Origin of the sequence: Burkholderia sp. PAMC 28687 (assembly GCF_001577465.1) — a bacterium.
Lineage (GTDB): Bacteria > Pseudomonadota > Gammaproteobacteria > Burkholderiales > Burkholderiaceae > Caballeronia.
Window position 1 is genome coordinate 1,338,530 of sequence record NZ_CP014505.1, and the last position, 16,388, is coordinate 1,354,917.

The following is a 16,388-nucleotide window of genomic DNA, read 5'->3' on the forward strand; positions in this document are numbered from 1 at the left end:
GGATGGCAGATTCTCGGAAAAACCGGGACGAAGCGTGTGGGGAACAAGAACACCACCTTCACGCGGCGCGGAGTTTGTGCTTGCGCAGGGCGTGGGAACACCGGTGCATGACGGTCGGGAACAAGCGAATGCAGCCCCTCGTGTCAAAATCCAGGGATCGCGCGATGAACGCTTCCGGTTCACCGCATGTTTGAGCTTTCACTATAAGGATTGACTGGCCATGGATATCGCTCACGATTTGCAAACCATCCTGCATCAGGAGCACACGCTCGTTTTCCCGCAATTCGATACCGACCGCGCGTGGCAGATCGGCTCGCAATTGCGTGAAATGGCAGTGGCGCGTGGCGCCGTCGTCGCCATCGAGGTGAGGACATTCGGCCAGCCGCTGTTCTTTGTCTCGCTGAACGGCACAACCCCCGACAACGCCCGGTGGGTTCAGCGCAAGGCGCGCACGGTCGAGCACTTTCGCCGCAGTTCCTACGCGATCGGCTTGAGCCTGCAGCAGGCATCGACGACCCTAGCCGATAAATACTCGCTGCCCGCCGCCGAGTTCGCATCCCATGGAGGCGCGTTTCCGTTGACAGTCAAAGGCGCGGGCGTGATCGGCGTGGTGACGGTGTCGGGCTTGCCGCAACGCCAGGATCATGAACTCGTGGTCGAGGCGCTGTGCGCGGTGCTCGGACACGATGCGAGCGCGCTCGCATTTGCATCGGACAAGGGGTAAGCGATGCGCACTTCCGCTTATGCGCTGCTCGCGGTCGCGATCGTTGCCGAAGTCGTGGCGACATCGGCCTTGCGGGCATCGGACGGGTTTTTGCGGCTCGTGCCGTCGGTGATCGTGGTGATCGGTTACGGCATCTCGTTTTACTTGCTTTCGCTCACACTCAAGTCCTTGCCGGTCGGCATCGTGTATGCCGTGTGGTCAGGGGCGGGCATCGTGCTGATCACGCTCGTTGCTGCAATCTTGTTCAAACAGATACCCGATCTGCCCGCTGTGCTCGGCATGGGGCTGATCGTGGCGGGCGTGATCGTGCTGAACGTATTCTCGAAGGTCAGCCCGCATTAGCCGAAGCCCTCGCGGCTGACCGCCGCCGGCGTGGCGGCTTAGTTGCAGCGAACGACCATCGAGCGATTTTTTACATTTGCCGATATCACGTTTGTAATGCCGCCACCCGTCGGGCCGCCTTCCTCGTTGTCCTTCGACACGATCGTATATCCCGTCGCGCCGCACTTGTCGCCGGCCATGACGTAGCAACTCGCCCACGTCGTGCTGGCGTCCGCTCCGCTGCAGTTGATGGCGTAGCCGGACTGGCCATCAGGGAGATGGATCAGAGATGCGTCGTTGGACGATGCACACCCGCCAACGCTCAAGACTCCGGCGGCGCAGAACGCCAGGCCTGCGCCCTGCAGCATGCGCGTGATGGATGTGTTCAGCGGCAACCGCCATGCAAATTGCTTCATTCTTTTCCTCATTAGCCATCGGCCGGGTTGTTTGCTGCGCGCATTTTCCCATACACCCGTACCCGCGGGAAAAAGCGCTGTCCTTGATGCAGGTCAAATGATGGCGTGAATGTGCTGGCGCGTGCCTTGCGGAGGTATAGACAAGCTCTATCTTTTTACATTCGTCTCTGATCTGGCGCCTGGAGAAAATGCAACCGGATGCAACCAACGAGAACTTATTGCAGGGCGGCGGACCTTACAGTATTCATGGACATCAAATAAAACGACGAGAGGACAACCATGGCAGAACGCGTCACCGGCCCGTACCGCGGGTATTACATCAGTGCTGCAGCACGGCTGACGCCGGCACCGGAGCAAGGCGAAGAGCCCATTTATGTCGGCACAGTGAACGTCGCGCAGGGCGGCCCGGATAATGTGCACCGGTTTGAAACCATGGTCGATCTGGGCGGCCAGCAACGCTTTGCGACCGAAGACGACGCGCTCGGCCAGGTCGAGGAGGCAGCGCGCGCCTACATCGACAGACTGTTGCAAAATACCTGATGCGCACGCTCAACATCCGTCACCCGGCGATGCGCTGCGTGGCCAAGGCGTTGCTCGATCTTTTTCCGAGCGGCGCGGATATCAGCGAAATCGGCACGGACGCGAAGCCCTGTCTTTTTGTTGGCTGGCGGACCAGCGGCACCGCGGGTCAGCCCGGCAATATTGCGTGGGGCGTGCACTACCGCTTCGAGGCCGAGGCGCTGAGTCTTTTCGATATCGCTTGCGAGCCCGCCCAGCAGCGGCTCTGCGAACACGTGAGGGATATCAGCCGGCATCTGAAATTCGACTATGCCGATCCAGACGCGCTCTCGTTGAAAATTGTCGACGTGACCGCTGACATGGTCCGCGAGTGCATGAGCGAAGCGTAGCGCGCCCGGGGTAGACCGGCCTCTCGCGGTGCGAGTACTATCGATGCGTTTCTGTTTCTTGCGTCCGAGGCAATCATGAACATCCAGTTTCCGGCCGACGCGCCTGCGTATCGCGACACCAATCTCACCGTGGTTTTTCCCGCGCTGGTCGACGGCGAGCGCGTGCCGTGCGCGATCTCCGTGGAAGCGCTGGAGGACCATTTCGGCGTGAAAAGCTTCGACAGCAACGGCTGGATCAGCGCGTTCCATGCGGCCCGGCCGAAAATCGAGGCGGTGGCGCGCGAGCATTTATCGATAACGCAGGGCGCGCCTGTGCTTTTGAAAAGCGGGCATTTTCCCCCGGGCGCAGTTTCTTGCTGAACACCGTTCAGGTTTAAATTGACTTGGCCGTCATCTCGCGGAAAATGCGCGGATGGTCAGCCAAAAACAACATCTGTCCGATCAGCCGCTGCTCCGAAGCCATATTCTCGATGCCGCGCGCTCCATAGTCGTGCGTCACGGATTCGACGCGCTGTCCATGCGCAAGCTCGCCGAGGTTGTCGGCTATTCGCCCGCTTCGCTTTATCTGCATTTTTCCGGACGCGATGCGATCGCCCATGCGCTGGGCGCCGAAGGACATGCAAGATTACTCGCGGCGCTGCATTCGTACGATTTTGTCGAGGACGATACCGAGCGTTTGAGATCGATGGGGCATGCTTACGTCGAGTTCGGGCTCAAGCATCCGGAGATGTATCGGCTGATCTTCATGCAGAATGTCGGTTATACGGAAGCGATATTCAATGACGCGGCGGCGTCCGGCGAAACCGCGCTTTCCCTGCTTGCGGAGGCGCTCGCGTTTTCCAGCCAGGCACCGGCTGCTGCCGAAACCTTGTGGACGGCGCTGCACGGCATCGTGTCACTGAGTCTGACCGCGGCGAAGCATCTGGTCACGCCGACCGACGTGCTCATCGATGCAACGCTCGAGCTTTATTTATCCGGCGTCAGGAAAAAACCCGTGCGCCGCCCGCCGAGGCCCCGCGCTGTGTGACGATTGCCGCCATACTTTCCAGTTATTTCGAATCCACCGAACCTGTATTGCACATGACCGAGACTATCGAAGAAATCCGCGTCGAACGCGCGCAGGGCATTGGTTTTATCGCGCTGAACCGGCCGAAGGCGCTCAATGCACTTTCCACGCCGATGATCCACGCCATTCACCGCGCGCTCGAAGCCTGGCGCGACGACGACTCGGTGCATGCCGTGATCATCTACAGTCCGCATCCTCGCGCGTTTTGCGCGGGCGGCGATATCCGCTTCCTTTACCACACGGCGAAAGCGGGCGAGCACGCGGCGATTGACGAATTTTTCACCGATGAATACCGCCTGAACCACGCTATTTTCACGTATCCGAAACCGTACATTGCGTTGCTCAACGGTGTGGTGATGGGCGGCGGCATGGGCATCTCGCAGGGTGCACGGCAAACAGGCGGCTTGCGCGTCGTGACTGAATCCACCCGGATGGCGATGCCGGAAACGCGCATCGGCCTCTTTCCGGACGTCGGCGTGAGCTGGTTTCTCGCGCGTACGCCCGGCGCGATCGGACGCTATCTCGCGGCGACGAGTGCGACCATCGATTCCGCCGATGCCCTCTACGCCAATCTCGCCGATGTCTACATGGAAGAAGACACGCTCGCCGGGCTTGTGGATACGCTCAAACACAAGAGCTTCGGATCAGGTGCGGAGGTCGTGAGGTTCATTGAAGGGGAAGGGCGTGCGGATGCGGGCAAGGCGAGCGAGCTCGAAGCGAATCGCGGGTTGATCGACAAGCATTTCGCGTCGGGCAATGGCGCGGCTTGCCTGAAGTCGCTCGCAAGCGCCACGAACGGCGCCGAGCAGGAGTGGGCGGCGAACACGGCGGCCGAGTTGCGTGAGCGTTCGCCGCTGTCCATCGATGTATCGCTGGAGCTGATCGATCGCGCCAAAACATCGACGATGGCCGAAACGCTGCGCCGCGACCTCGGTCTCACACGCGCAACCTTCGATCACGGCGATGTGATGGAAGGCATCCGGGCGCGCATTGTTGATAAAGACAATCAGCCCGTCTGGAAAGTGACGCGCGTGGAAGACGTGACGCGTGAAGAAGTGCTGCAGATGTACGAAAGCCCGTGGACTGCAGCCGGTCATCCGCTTGCCGATCTGGCGGATTAGTCCGCGTCGCTGCCGGCTGTGAAGGCGCGCATGAAGACGAGCGCGCCCCAACCCCACATTGCATTCGATGCAAATCCGAGCGCCAGTCGCGGCATCATGTTGCCGCTTGGCCAGATGCCGCGCAGCGGATCAAGCACGAACACGCTCGCGGCCGTCAGCACGATTCCGCCGAAGACCAGCGCGCCGATCCACGGCGCGGTGCGATCGGGCGAGACGCGCAGGAGCCACGCCATCAGAATGCTGAAAAACCCGCTCCATAACGCCGCCACGATGAACTCGGGAATGCCAAGCGGCAGGAAGGGAGTAGTCGAATAACCGGTGATTTCGATCACGCCGGCTGCGTGCAGGATCGCAATTGTCGATTCACGGAAGAACAAGGCGGCGAGAAAACCCGCGACGAACGGCAGAATGACTTTTTGCATTGAAAAACACCGCTTGAGACGCGAGCTGCGGCCGCGCCTGATTTTTAGAGTGGCGTCATTATAGGGTCGGGCATGCCGCGAAATGGTGCAATCGATGGCGCCTTTGCGGTGGATGCAACGGAGTCCTTGTCGTCGCTATTTGGCGATGGCGTCGCTCGCCGGATTGTTGTGCAGCATCCGGTCGCTGTTGGCGGGGAGAGCCGGGCGCTTGGTCGGCATGTTGTCTGGATTGTTGGGGTGTGTGGCGCCTGCATCCGGCGACGCCGGTGGTTTGACCATAGATGCAGAGTCGGCGGCCTTGGCGGTCTGGGCCTGGGCAGTGGCCGTCAAGATTGATGCTGCAGCGAGCGCAAGGCCAAGCGAAGTTCTGATGGCGCGGGATTTCATCTGTATCTCCAGTGCGGCGCGCGTTTTGGTCGAGGCTTGCGGGACGCTGCCGTCTGCATTTCTGACAGTGGAAAACGGTGAAGATTCGGTTTTCCTGATGGCCAGACACGTAGTGCCAGGGTTCTCGGTACCGTTCCAGTGGTTACGGTAAAATTATGTACTCGGCGCAAAAACCGCGCCTCACGCTTCGAATTCAGCAGTTTCCATGTCTAAAGCATCAAAAATCAGCCCTCGCCGCGTAAGCGTTGCACCAATGATGGACTGGACCGACAGGCATTGTCGTTCCCTCCATCGCATGATCTCGCGCGACACCTGGCTTTATACAGAGATGGTCACGACCGGCGCCTTGCTGCACGGCGACGTTGCGCGCCACCTTGCCTTCACGCCCGGCGAAGCACCCGTCGCGTTGCAGCTCGGCGGCAGCGAGCCGGCCGACCTCGCCCACAGCGCGAAGCTCGGCGAGCAATGGGGCTATGACGAGATCAATCTGAATTGCGGTTGTCCGTCCGAGCGCGTCCAGCGCGGCGCGTTTGGCGCGTGCCTGATGAACGAGCCGCAACTCGTCGCCGATTGTGTGAAGGCGATGCGCGATGCCGTGTCAATTCCTGTCACGGTCAAGCATCGGATTGGCGTGGATGCCGTCGAAGACTATGGGTTCGTGCGTGACTTCGTCGGCACGGTTGCGAATGCGGGTTGCGAGGTGTTTATCGTCCATGCGCGCAATGCGATCTTGAAGGGCTTGAGCCCGAAGGAAAATCGCGAGATCCCGCCGCTGAAGTATGAATACGCGTATCAATTGAAGCGTGATTTTCCGCATCTTGAGATCTCGATCAACGGCGGTATCAAGACGATCGACGAAGTGGAGGAACACCTCAAACACGTCGATGGCGTGATGCTCGGCCGCGAGGCGTATCACAATCCGTACGTGCTGGCAGGCGTCGATTCACGGTTCTATGGAGCGTCGACAGCGATTCCTTCGCGCGAGGAGATCGAGGCCGGATTGATCGAATACGCGCGTGAAGAAGTGGCGCGCGGGACCTATCTCGGCGGTATTACACGGCACGCTCTCGGGTTGTATCGCGGCATGCCGGGCGCGCGTGGCTGGCGGCGTGTGTTGTCGGACAGCCGCAGGCTTGCAACCGGCGATCTGGCCGTCTTCGATGAAGCGCGCACGCATCTACGGGAATCGGCCGAATTGATCGAATAAGGGACTAGGCAAACCGAATCTTTGTTCGTATAATCTCGTTTCTCGATTCAGCAAGCCGGTTTTTGGTGCGCCAGAGAAGAAGTAAGTCAGTGGTGGCTGTAGCTCAGTTGGTAGAGTCCAGGATTGTGATTCCTGTTGTCGTGGGTTCGAGCCCCATCAGCCACCCCAAAGAATTTGCTGGTAGTAGGAAGGTTTCAAAGACGGGCACTGTGAGAAATTGCAGTGCCCGTTTTCATTTCAGCCGCCGGTTTTCGCCTTGCGTCCGCTTACTTCCGCCCCCGCATCCCGATGCAGACTGAACAGATCGGCCACGCCGAGCAGTCCCACCGCCGCCACGATCAGGAACGCGATGCTGAAATCCGCGGCCGTCACCGTCTGCGAACCATGGCCATGCATCCATTCGGCGAGCCTCAACGCGATCGCGCCCAACGCCACACCCACACCCATCGTCAGTTGAAACAGCGTGCTCGATAACGCCGACGCACCGCTCATCTGCGCTTTCGGTACGTCGGCAAAACTGAGCGTGTTGAGCGCGGTGAACTGCAGCGAGCGCGACAATCCGCTCGCGAACAACACGGCGACGACGATCCACGTCGGTGTCGCCGGTGCGATCAGGCTCATCACCGCCAGCGATATCGCCGCGATGACGCCGTTCACGATCAGCACCGAACGAAAGCCGTAGCGCCGGACGATCGGCGTGGTGACGAGTTTCATCGATAAATTGCCGGCGAAGACAGACAATGTCAGCAGCCCGGATTCAAACGCGTTCAGCCCGAAGCCGACCTGGAACATCAGCGGCAATAGAAAAGGCACGGCGCTGATCGATACGCGAAAGAGCGAACCGCCGCCCATCGCGACCGCGAATGTCCGGATTCGCAAGGACTTGAGATCGACGACGGGCTCCGGCGTGCGCCGCAGATGCAGCCACGCGGCCACGCTCGCCAGCACGCCCGCGGTGATCAACGCTCCCGTCAAGAACCACGGCGTGTCGTTCCGGCCAACCAGTTCCATCGCGTAGAGCAAGGTCGTGCAGGCGAGGCCGCACAGCATGAAGCCCGCGAAATCGAAGCGGCGCCCGGCCTGTTCGCGGGTGTTGTCGAGATAACGAAGCGCCAGCGCGAACCCAATGATTCCCAGCGGCAAGTTGAGGTAAAAAATCCATCGCCACGATGAATACGTCGTGATGAACCCGCCCAACGGTGGCCCGATCACCGGCGCGACAAGACCCGGCCACGTGATGATCGAGATCGCGCGCATCAGGCCGTCCTTCGGCGTCGCGCGCAACACGGCGAGCCGGCCGACCGGCACCATCATCGCGCCTCCGATGCCTTGCAGCACGCGCGCAGCGGTGAACATCGGCAAGGTGGACGTCATGCCGCACAACACCGAGGCCACCGTGAACACGGCAATCGCGCTGCCAAATATGGTGCGAAGGCCGAAGCGGTCGGCGGCCCAGCCGCTGATCGGGATAAACACGGCAAGCGTCAGCAGGTACGAGGTGATGCCAAGGCTGAGATCGACAGGATGCAGGCCGAACGATTGCGCCATCTGCGGCAGTGCCGTGGCGATGATCGTGCCGTCGAGGTTCTCCATGAAGAATGTCGCCGCGACCAGCATCACGATGACCGACGAACCACGCGGGTTCGTCCGCTGCGATGCGTCGCGGGTGAGATCGGGGGCCTGCATCAAAGGCGTACTCCTGTGGCGGTTACGGTCTCGGCTGCTCGTGTAAGGCAATGAAAAGCTGATCGGAAGCTTGGCGCAATCCAGCGGGCAGTCACTGCAGCAAGGCCCGCGCTATGGTAGCGTCAGCGTTTGGCCGAAGGTCTCGAAACGACGGCCCGACACCTGAACATGACCATAGGAAAGCATACGATGGAGTACCGGAAACTCGGTGGAACGGATATCAATGTCAGTCTGATCGGACTGGGCACCATGACCTGGGGCGAACAGAACACGGAAGCCGAGGCACACGCGCAAATCGATGCCGCGCTCGGCGCCGGCATCAACCTGATCGACGCCGCCGAAATGTATCCGGTGCCGCCGCGCCCTGAAACACAGGGGCGCACGGAAGAGTACATCGGCACGTGGCTGCGTGCGCATCCTGCCCAGCGCGAGGAGATCGTGCTCGCCACGAAGATCGCCGGACCGGCGCGTCAGCCGCATAATCCGCGTCACATTCGCGGCGAAGGCAATCAGTTCGACCGGAAGAACCTGACGGAAGCCATCAATTCAAGCCTCACACGGCTGCAGACGGACTACATCGACCTGTATCAGTTGCACTGGCCGGACCGCAGCACCATGACGTTCGGCCGCGCCAATTATCCGTGGATCGAAGATGAATATACGGTGCCCATCGAAGAGACGTTGAGCGTGCTCGGCGAGTTCGTGAGAGCGGGCAAGATCCGGCACGTAGGGGTATCGAACGAGACGCCCTGGGGTGTCGCCCAGTTCCTCAACGCCGCCGATAAACACGGCCTGCCGCGCATCGTCAGCATTCAGAATCCGTATAGCCTGGTGAACCGCACGTTCGAAGCAGGGCTCTCGGAATTCACCCACAAGGAAGGCGTGGGCCTGCTCGCCTATTCGCCGATGGCCTTCGGCTGGCTGTCCGGCAAATACGAAGGCGGCGCGCGTCCGGACGGCGCGCGGATCACGTTATTCGAGCGTTTCCAGCGTTACAGCAAGCCGCACGCGGTAAAGGCGGTCAGCGCCTACGTGGAACTCGCCCGGCGTCATGGCCTGAGTCCGGCGCAGCTTTCGCTCGCATTCGTGAATAGCCGGCCGTTCACGACCAGCACGCTAATCGGCGCAACCACCCTTGCGCAGTTGCACGAGAACATCGGCAGCGTGGACGTGAAATTGTCGGACGAGATCCTGGCTGAAATCGACGCCATTCACGAGCTTCAGCCTAACCCCGCGCCTTGATAGGTTCACCGAAAAGTGTCATGCATGGCCGTTATCCTGACGGGTAGCGGTCATCGAACGGCCACGAAAAATTACCGTTTGCGTTCGTTTTTGCAAGGTTTCAAGCGTACAGTTGTCGTCTCAAACAGTATCGTAACCGTCTGTCATAAGCCGCGCCGGGCCTTTGGCGGCGCGCGCTTCGTTGTTCTTTGGTGACGCGCCAGTTCCCATGGCACTACACTTGCTCGAAGGACCCGGTTGCCCGCTGTGGCGCCTCTCGTGCCTCAGCGCGCCCTACGCAAAAGGAGTCGTCGCTCATGCCGCAAACCCCCTCGAACTCGTCGGATCTAGACACACTCGCCATCAATACCATCCGCACGCTGTCCATGGATGCCGTGCAAAAGGCCAATTCGGGGCACCCCGGAACGCCTATGGCGCTTGCGCCCGTTGGTTTTCACCTGTGGCAAAACCACCTTCGCTACGACCCGACCGAGCCGCTGTGGCCCAATCGCGACCGCTTTGTCTTGTCGGTCGGTCATGCTTCCATGCTGCTTTATTCGCTGCTGCATCTGACGGGTGTCAAGGCAGTCGATCATGCTGGCAAGGCGACCGGCGACCCCGCCGTATCGCTGGATGACATCGAGCATTTCCGGCAACTGGACAGCAAGACGCCGGGCCACCCGGAATACCGCATGACCACGGGCGTCGAGACCACCACCGGTCCGCTCGGGCAAGGTCTGGGAAACAGCGTTGGCATGGCAATGGCCGCACGCTGGTACGAGGCGCATTTCAACAAGCCGGACGCGAAGATCTTCGACTATCGCGTGTACACGCTGTGTGGCGACGGCGACATGATGGAAGGCATCTCGCACGAAGCTGCATCCATGGCCGGGCACCTGAAGTTGTCCAACCTGATCTGGATCTACGACAGCAACCGCGTGACCATTGAAGGGCATACGGACTTGGCGTATAGCGATGACGTGGAAACGCGTTTCAAGGGCTATCACTGGAACACGCTGCATGTGGACGACGCCAACGATGCCGGCGCGCTCGAAGCAGCGCTGAACCAGGCGAAGGCGAGCACTGACAAGCCGACGCTGATCGTGGTGAAGAGCATTATTGGCTGGGGCGCACCGCACAAGCAGGACACATCGGCGGCGCATGGTGAGCCGCTGGGTGTCGAAGAAATCAAGCTCGCGAAGAAGTTCTACGGCTGGCCGGAGGATTCGAGCTTTCTCGTGCCGGACGGCGTGTACAAGCATTTCGACGAAGGCATCGGTGCACGCGGCAAAGCTGCACGTGAAGCGTGGCAAAAAAGCTTCGATGATTACTCGAAGAAATATCCCGACCTCGCGAAGGAGTTTACGCAGATCGAGGAGCACGAGCTGCCGGAAGGCTGGGACGCCGATATTCCGGTGTTCGATGCCGACGCCAAGGGCGTGGCATCGCGCGAGTCGTCGGGCAAGGTCCTGAACGCCATCGCCAAGCGGATTCCGTGGATGATCGGCGGTTCGGCGGACTTGTCGCCATCGACCAAGACCGATCTGAAGTTCGAAGGCGCGGGCAGTTTCGAGTATGACAACTACGCCGGCCGGAACCTGCACTTCGGCATTCGCGAACACGTGATGGGCGCGATCTGCAATGGCCTTGCGTTATCGAACTTGCGGCCTTATGGTTCGACCTTCCTGATTTTCAGCGACTACATGAAGCCGCCTGTCCGCCTGTCCGCGATCATGGAAGTGCCGGTGGTCTACGTGTTCACGCACGATTCCATTGGCGTGGGCGAGGATGGTCCGACGCACCAGCCGATCGAACAGCTGGCTTCGTTGCGTGGCGTGCCGGGATTGAGCACCTTCCGTCCGGGCGATGCCAACGAAGTCGGCGAAGCGTGGCGCTTTGCGTTGAACCAACCGCAGACGCCGGCTTGTATCGTGGTATCGCGTCAGCCCATGCCGACGTTCGACCGTACGAAATACGCATCGGCGAAGGGCGTGCACAAGGGCGCCTACATTCTCGCCGATGCCGAAAACGGCAAGAAGCCCGAAGTCATCCTGATGGGGACGGGCACGGAAGTGGGCGTGTGTATCGAGACATATGAAAAGCTCAAGGCGGAAGGAATCGCCGCGCGCGTTGTCTCCATGCCGTCATGGGATGTATTCGAGAAACAGGACAGCGACTACAAGGATTCCGTCCTGCCGCCGGACGTCGATGCCCGGGTGTGCGTGGAACAGGCCGGTTCGCTCGGCTGGGATCGTTATGTCGGCCGTCTCGGCTCCGAGATCGTCATGCATACATTCGGAGCATCAGCGCCGCTTGCCGACTTGAAGAAAAAGTTCGGCTTCACGCCGGAGCACGTCTACGGCGAAGCCAAGAAGCAGATCGAACGCGTCAAAACCAGCCATAAGGAGTAAGCCGTCATGCAGATAGGAATCGTTGGACTCGGCAGGATGGGCGCAAACATCGCACGCCGTCTCATGCGCGGCAAGCAAACGTGCGTGGTGTACGACCACAACCCGGACGCGACTCAAGCCGTGGTTGCCGACGGCGCGACAGGATCAAGCGACCTCGGCGACCTGGTGAAGAAGCTCGAAGCGCCGCGAACCGTCTGGCTGATGTTGCCGGCGGGCAAGATCACCGAAGATTCCATGAACGATCTCTACGAGATCCTGGAAGCGGGTGACACGATCATCGACGGCGGCAACAGCTTCTACAAGGACGACATCATCCACGCGGCGAAGCTCAAGCAGAAGGGCATTCATTTCGTCGATGTCGGTACGTCCGGCGGCGTCTGGGGCTTGGAACGCGGCTATTGCATGATGATCGGCGGCGAGCAGGATGTGGTGCAGCGGCTCGATCCCATCTTCTCCGTGCTGGCTCCGGGACGCGGCGACATTCCTGAGACGCCCAATCGCGAAGGTCGCGATGCACGCGTCGAAAATGGCTATATGCATGTCGGGCCGGTCGGTTCGGGGCACTTCGTGAAGATGGTGCATAACGGTATCGAATACGGCTTGATGCAGGCGTATGCGGAAGGGTTCGATATCCTGAAGCACAAGTCATCGACTGATTTGCCCGAGGCGCAGCGCTATGATCTCGATCTCGCCGATGTCGCCGAAGTCTGGCGGCGCGGCAGCGTGGTGTCGTCATGGCTGCTCGATCTGACGGCGGGCGCGCTGGCGGGCAACGGAACGCTCGACAAATACTCGGCTGAAGTTGCCGATAGCGGTGAAGGCCGCTGGACCATCGAGGCGGCGATCGAGGAAGCAGTGCCGGCGCAGGTGTTGTCAGCGGCGCTTTACTCGCGTTTCCGTTCTCGCGACGGCAATTCGTTCGCCGACAGGATGTTGTCGGCAATGCGCTTTGGGTTCGGCGGTCACAAGGAGTTCACGCCGGGTTTGAAGTGAGCGTGTGACTGGCAGTTGGAAAGCCGCTCGAGCGCCAGGCTGAGCGGCTTTTTTTATCAGCGCATCATGCGCCGGCGGAACAGAATCGCGCAGAGGAAAAACGGGACGATTGCATAAGCCAGAAGCACTGCAACGTGCAGAACGACATGCTCCGGCGGACGATCCAGCATCGCGGGACGGATCAACGCGACCGCGTGCGATAACGGCAACAACAACGAGACATGCTGGGCGAGCGCCGGCAATTGCGTCAGCGGGAAAAACACGCCCGAGAGCAACAACATGGGCGTGAGCGCGAGGGTCTGGTAGAACATGAAAAAGTCATAGCTCGGCGCGAGCGCGGTCACGATCATCGCCGTGCTGGAAAACGCCAGACCGGTCAGGACGATGACGGGCAGCGCGTAAAGCATCGATGGAAAACTCGCGTACCCGAGCACACCGGCGACCAGCATGATCGCCACACCCGAGAGCACCGACTTGCTCGCCGCCCATATGATCTCGGCCAGCACGATATCGCCGAGCGTCAAAGGTGTATGCATGATCGCTTCCCACGTGCGCTGGACGTGCATACGCGAAAAGCCGGAATACATGGCCTCGAAGCTCGCCGACATCATTACGCTTGACGCAACCGTGCCCGCCGCCAGGAACGCGATGTACGAAACACCGTCCACATGACCGACCATCAGTCCGAGCCCGAGACCCAGGCCGAATAAATAGATCATGGGATCGGCGAGATTACCGAACATCGACGCAATCGCGAGTTTCTTCCAGACGAGATAGTTTCGCCGCCAGACCGAAATCCAGTTCGATGCGTTCGCCGGCATGGACGACAGGAACGGCTCGTCCGCGCGCTTCTGTTCGACAGGCCGGGGCGCGCTTGCGGCGCTTGTTTGCGGTTCGCTCGCCATTGATCAGTCCACCATCTCGCGCCCGGTCAGGCGCAAAAACACATCTTCGAGATTCGCCGGGCGGTGCAGGTAACGCACGCCCGGCCGCCCCTTTACTCGCTGATGCACGGGGGCGGGGTCATCGACGTAGCAAAACAGCGTTTCGCCGCTTATTTCCATCCGCCCGACAAACGGCGTGAGCTCGTCCCGCAGTGCTTGCGGATCAGGCCCGTAGATTTCGATGACGTCGCAACCAATCACCCGTTCGATCAGCTCATCGGGTTTGCCTTCCGCCACCTTGCGTCCTTCCTCGATCACGCACAGCCGGTCGCAAAGCCGTTCGGCTTCCTCCATGAAGTGCGTTGTGAGCAGAATTGTCTTGCCGCGCGAGAGCAGCGAGCGCAGACGCTCCCAGATCAGGTGACGCGCCTGGGGATCGAGGCCTGTGGTCGGTTCGTCCATGACCAGAACGTCGGGATCGTTCACGAGCGCGCGGGCAAGCGTCAATCGCCGCTTCATGCCGCCCGACAACTCGCCGACGCGCGCATTCGCCTTGCTTTCCAGCCGCGCAAATTCCAGCAGCGACGGAACCACGGCTTCAATCTCGCGCCCGCTCATGCCGAAATAGCGGCCGAAGATCAGCAGGTTTTCGCGAACGGTGAAATCGGGATCGAGATTGTCGAATTGCGGAACCACACCCACGCGGCGCCGTGCGAAGCGCGCGCGGGATGGAATGGGTTCACTGACCAGATTGATGGTGCCGGCGTCCGGTGCGGCCAGTCCGAGCAGCATCTTGAGCGTGGTTGTCTTGCCAGCGCCGTTCGGCCCCAGCAGTCCGAAACACTCTCCCGGCTGCACGTGGAACGACAAGCCATTGACGACGGTCTTGTCGCCGTAGTGTTTCCGGACATCGATGAATTCGATAGACGGAGTCGCCGGCGCGTGGTCCGCGGCGGGCGTGTCGAGGGATAACACTGCTGCATCTGCCATGCGTAGGAACTCGGCGTGGGGTCAGGAAACAAGCTGCTTAGTTTAATCGATTGCACCAGCGCGGCGCGTCGCCGCTATTGCCTGCACTGCCAATGCGCATCCGCGCTTGAGTACGGTTGCGCCAAGATTGCGGCAAGAGGCGTTCAATGCCCGGAATGCCCGCCCAGCAAGGAACCGCAGGTGCTGGCACGCCGCACGCTTGACGTTTTTCCGGCGGCGTACATGCATTAGCGTTTTCCATCGTTGCAAGCGATTTGGCAACGCACCATGATGACGGCAACGCCACTCGCGTCATGTTGCCCGATGGCACGGGGCCACACGCGCAATACGTTGAACACTGTTTTTTTCGATGCCCTTTGCTGCCACGAGCAGCGCGGAGAACCACCATGGCAAGCTACCGAAAAATCCTGCTGTGCTACGACGGCTCCCGCGAAGGACGCAAGGCGTTACGCGACGGCGCAAATCTCGCGCTCGAGCTGAAAGCCGAAACCCATCTGCTGGCCGTTGTCGATATGCGTTCGAGCATCGCGCAAAGCGCGGGCCTCCTCACCGACATGGCCTGCGGGCGCTTTGAAGACGCCGCCCGCGACATCCTGCACGAAGGCGTGGATTGGCTGACCGAGCGTGGTGTACATGCCGAGGGTCATTTTGCGTTCGGGCATCCTATCGATGAGATTGCCGGGCTTGCGCAAAGTCTTCAGGTGGATCTGGTCGTGGTGGGACACCGTTGCCGCACCGGGCTGGCGCGGTGGTGGATGGGCGCGGGGAACACGCCGCTGATGGACCGCGTCTCGTGCAGCATTCTGGTGGCCGTGTCGCCGACCGGATCGACGGCCGAGCAGGAAGATGCCGCCCACGCCGCAGTCCCCGTCAAGGCCGAAGTGAGTGTCTGAGGATGCAGGGCGTCAAGGTACCTGAAGCCCGGTTCATCCGTTCAACTCGATGCCGACCAGCTTCCACGAGAACAGGCCGTATCGTTTGAGAATGGCCGAATAGCGCGCGTCACCGGCGCCGTGCCGGTAGTTCACCGTGAACGTGTCGAAGCTTCTATAACCCGCCGTTGTTTGTGGCGGCTGCTTGGGCGCCGGTTGCGCCGGCGCGCTCGTGACAGGCGGAGATTGCTGTGCGCTGGGTGCCGTGCCAAGTGTGGCGGAATCGGGCGAGGGCGGAGCCGGCGGTTTCTCGCCGGGATCGCCTCGCGGCGGTATGCCGTTCAGGATTGCCGCCACGCCATCCGGCGTTGCGTACGAATCCACGAGTGGACCGATCAGCGCGGCGCCAATCATTGCGCCCAGCAACGCCAGCGGATTGCCGCTTTTACGTACATCGATCTTCCGGGTAAGCAGTTGCCCGACTTGTTCCTTCAGACTCTCTCGCAGCAGCGGAAAATCCACATACGCGTTCACCGTCTCGGCATCGCGCGCATCGGCGGCGCGTTTCATGCGGTCCAGCGCAATATAAGGTGATGCATAAAGTAGTCCGAGCGCTGCGACGGCCGCAATTACGATCAGTGCGGTTAGAACGGATTTGCTGATGCGAGACATACGTCAGGGTGCCTTCGTGAGTTCGAGGTGATTGACGACGACCAATTGACAACCAATCTCAATTGACCGCGCCGTCACGAAATCTAT

General features: G+C 60.6%; 19 protein-coding genes and 1 tRNA gene. 13 read left to right on the forward strand and 7 right to left on the reverse strand.

Features of this window, described 5'->3' with window-relative positions; genetic code table 11:
- The first annotated feature begins 220 nt into the window (after positions 1–220).
- Together AX768_RS06165 and AX768_RS06170 are read left to right on the forward strand one after the other, a co-directional pair.
- Entirely contained in the window at positions 221–724 is a 504-nt protein-coding gene (locus AX768_RS06165) for a heme-degrading domain-containing protein (RefSeq protein ID WP_061999222.1), read from the forward strand.
- Between the two features lie 3 nt (positions 725–727).
- Positions 728–1,066: a DMT family transporter gene (locus AX768_RS06170; RefSeq protein ID WP_061999223.1), complete on the forward strand. Its 339-nt coding sequence runs from the start codon at positions 728–730 to the stop codon at positions 1,064–1,066.
- A 38-nt stretch (positions 1,067–1,104) separates the two neighbouring features.
- Here the strand turns inward: AX768_RS06170 and AX768_RS06175 are convergent, their stop codons facing one another.
- On the reverse strand, positions 1,105–1,413 hold the full coding sequence (locus AX768_RS06175) for a hypothetical protein (RefSeq protein WP_086383725.1): 309 nt from the start codon (positions 1,411–1,413) through the stop codon (positions 1,105–1,107).
- 327 nt (positions 1,414–1,740) lie between these two features.
- Between AX768_RS06175 and AX768_RS06180 the strand changes: the two genes are divergently transcribed.
- The 5 genes from AX768_RS06180 to AX768_RS06200 all read left to right on the forward strand — a co-directional run bounded on the left by AX768_RS06180 (position 1,741) and on the right by AX768_RS06200 (position 4,556).
- On the forward strand, positions 1,741–2,001 hold the full coding sequence (locus AX768_RS06180) for a hypothetical protein (protein ID WP_061999225.1): 261 nt from the start codon (positions 1,741–1,743) through the stop codon (positions 1,999–2,001).
- Positions 2,001–2,369 (forward strand): hypothetical protein, encoded by a 369-nt coding sequence (locus AX768_RS06185; protein WP_231941331.1) that lies wholly within the window; start codon positions 2,001–2,003, stop codon positions 2,367–2,369. Before AX768_RS06180 ends, AX768_RS06185 begins: the two co-directional genes overlap by 1 nt.
- A gap of 75 nt (positions 2,370–2,444) precedes the next feature.
- Positions 2,445–2,729 carry a DUF1488 domain-containing protein gene (locus AX768_RS06190; protein WP_061999227.1) on the forward strand — a complete coding sequence of 95 codons (285 nt, stop codon included), beginning with the start codon at positions 2,445–2,447 and terminating at the stop codon, positions 2,727–2,729.
- Positions 2,730–2,781: 52 nt separating this feature from the next.
- A complete protein-coding gene (locus tag AX768_RS06195) occupies positions 2,782–3,396 on the forward strand; it encodes a TetR/AcrR family transcriptional regulator (RefSeq protein WP_061999228.1) in 615 nt (204 codons plus the stop codon).
- A gap of 53 nt (positions 3,397–3,449) precedes the next feature.
- Complete coding sequence (locus AX768_RS06200; protein ID WP_061999229.1) at positions 3,450–4,556, forward strand: enoyl-CoA hydratase/isomerase family protein; 1,107 nt, start codon at positions 3,450–3,452, stop codon at positions 4,554–4,556.
- On the opposite strand, the gene AX768_RS06205 is transcribed toward AX768_RS06200, so the two are convergent.
- Both AX768_RS06205 and AX768_RS31920 read right to left on the reverse strand, forming a co-directional pair.
- Positions 4,553–4,978, reverse strand: coding sequence for a hypothetical protein (locus AX768_RS06205; RefSeq protein WP_061999230.1), 426 nt, complete (start codon positions 4,976–4,978; stop codon positions 4,553–4,555). The genes AX768_RS06200 and AX768_RS06205 overlap by 4 nt on opposite strands.
- A gap of 135 nt (positions 4,979–5,113) precedes the next feature.
- Positions 5,114–5,365, reverse strand: a complete 252-nt coding sequence (locus AX768_RS31920; protein WP_082778758.1) for a hypothetical protein — start codon at positions 5,363–5,365, stop codon at positions 5,114–5,116.
- 205 nt (positions 5,366–5,570) lie between these two features.
- Between AX768_RS31920 and dusA the strand changes: the two genes are divergently transcribed.
- Together dusA and AX768_RS06220 are read left to right on the forward strand one after the other, a co-directional pair.
- Complete coding sequence (gene dusA, locus AX768_RS06215) at positions 5,571–6,572, forward strand: tRNA dihydrouridine(20/20a) synthase DusA (protein ID WP_061999232.1); 1,002 nt, start codon at positions 5,571–5,573, stop codon at positions 6,570–6,572.
- Between the two features lie 92 nt (positions 6,573–6,664).
- Positions 6,665–6,740 (forward strand) — tRNA-His (locus AX768_RS06220).
- Between the two features lie 69 nt (positions 6,741–6,809).
- On the opposite strand, the gene AX768_RS06225 is transcribed toward AX768_RS06220, so the two are convergent.
- The gene (locus AX768_RS06225; RefSeq protein ID WP_061999233.1) at positions 6,810–8,258 is read right to left on the reverse strand and encodes an MFS transporter; all 1,449 of its coding nucleotides are present in this window, start codon (positions 8,256–8,258) and stop codon (positions 6,810–6,812) included.
- Between the two features lie 189 nt (positions 8,259–8,447).
- Between AX768_RS06225 and AX768_RS06230 the strand changes: the two genes are divergently transcribed.
- From AX768_RS06230 to gnd, 3 genes are all read left to right on the forward strand, one after another.
- Positions 8,448–9,500, forward strand: coding sequence for an NADP(H)-dependent aldo-keto reductase (locus AX768_RS06230; RefSeq protein ID WP_062000817.1), 1,053 nt, complete (start codon positions 8,448–8,450; stop codon positions 9,498–9,500).
- A gap of 296 nt (positions 9,501–9,796) precedes the next feature.
- Positions 9,797–11,890 carry a transketolase gene (gene tkt / locus AX768_RS06235; RefSeq protein ID WP_061999234.1) on the forward strand — a complete coding sequence of 698 codons (2,094 nt, stop codon included), beginning with the start codon at positions 9,797–9,799 and terminating at the stop codon, positions 11,888–11,890.
- 6 nt (positions 11,891–11,896) lie between these two features.
- Positions 11,897–12,883: a phosphogluconate dehydrogenase (NAD(+)-dependent, decarboxylating) gene (gene gnd / locus AX768_RS06240; RefSeq protein WP_061999235.1), complete on the forward strand. Its 987-nt coding sequence runs from the start codon at positions 11,897–11,899 to the stop codon at positions 12,881–12,883.
- 56 nt (positions 12,884–12,939) lie between these two features.
- Here the strand turns inward: gnd and AX768_RS06245 are convergent, their stop codons facing one another.
- Together AX768_RS06245 and nodI are read right to left on the reverse strand one after the other, a co-directional pair.
- Positions 12,940–13,704, reverse strand: coding sequence for an ABC transporter permease (locus tag AX768_RS06245; RefSeq protein WP_231941370.1), 765 nt, complete (start codon positions 13,702–13,704; stop codon positions 12,940–12,942).
- 87 nt (positions 13,705–13,791) lie between these two features.
- Positions 13,792–14,757 (reverse strand): nodulation factor ABC transporter ATP-binding protein NodI, encoded by a 966-nt coding sequence (gene nodI, locus AX768_RS06250; protein ID WP_061999237.1) that lies wholly within the window; start codon positions 14,755–14,757, stop codon positions 13,792–13,794.
- Between the two features lie 386 nt (positions 14,758–15,143).
- Here nodI and AX768_RS06255 point away from each other — a divergent pair, with 386 nt between their 5' ends.
- Positions 15,144–15,650, forward strand: coding sequence for a universal stress protein (locus AX768_RS06255; RefSeq protein ID WP_061999238.1), 507 nt, complete (start codon positions 15,144–15,146; stop codon positions 15,648–15,650).
- Positions 15,651–15,683: 33 nt separating this feature from the next.
- On the opposite strand, the gene AX768_RS06260 is transcribed toward AX768_RS06255, so the two are convergent.
- Positions 15,684–16,301: a DUF2939 domain-containing protein gene (locus AX768_RS06260; protein ID WP_061999239.1), complete on the reverse strand. Its 618-nt coding sequence runs from the start codon at positions 16,299–16,301 to the stop codon at positions 15,684–15,686.
- Between the last annotated feature and the right edge of the window lie 87 nt (positions 16,302–16,388).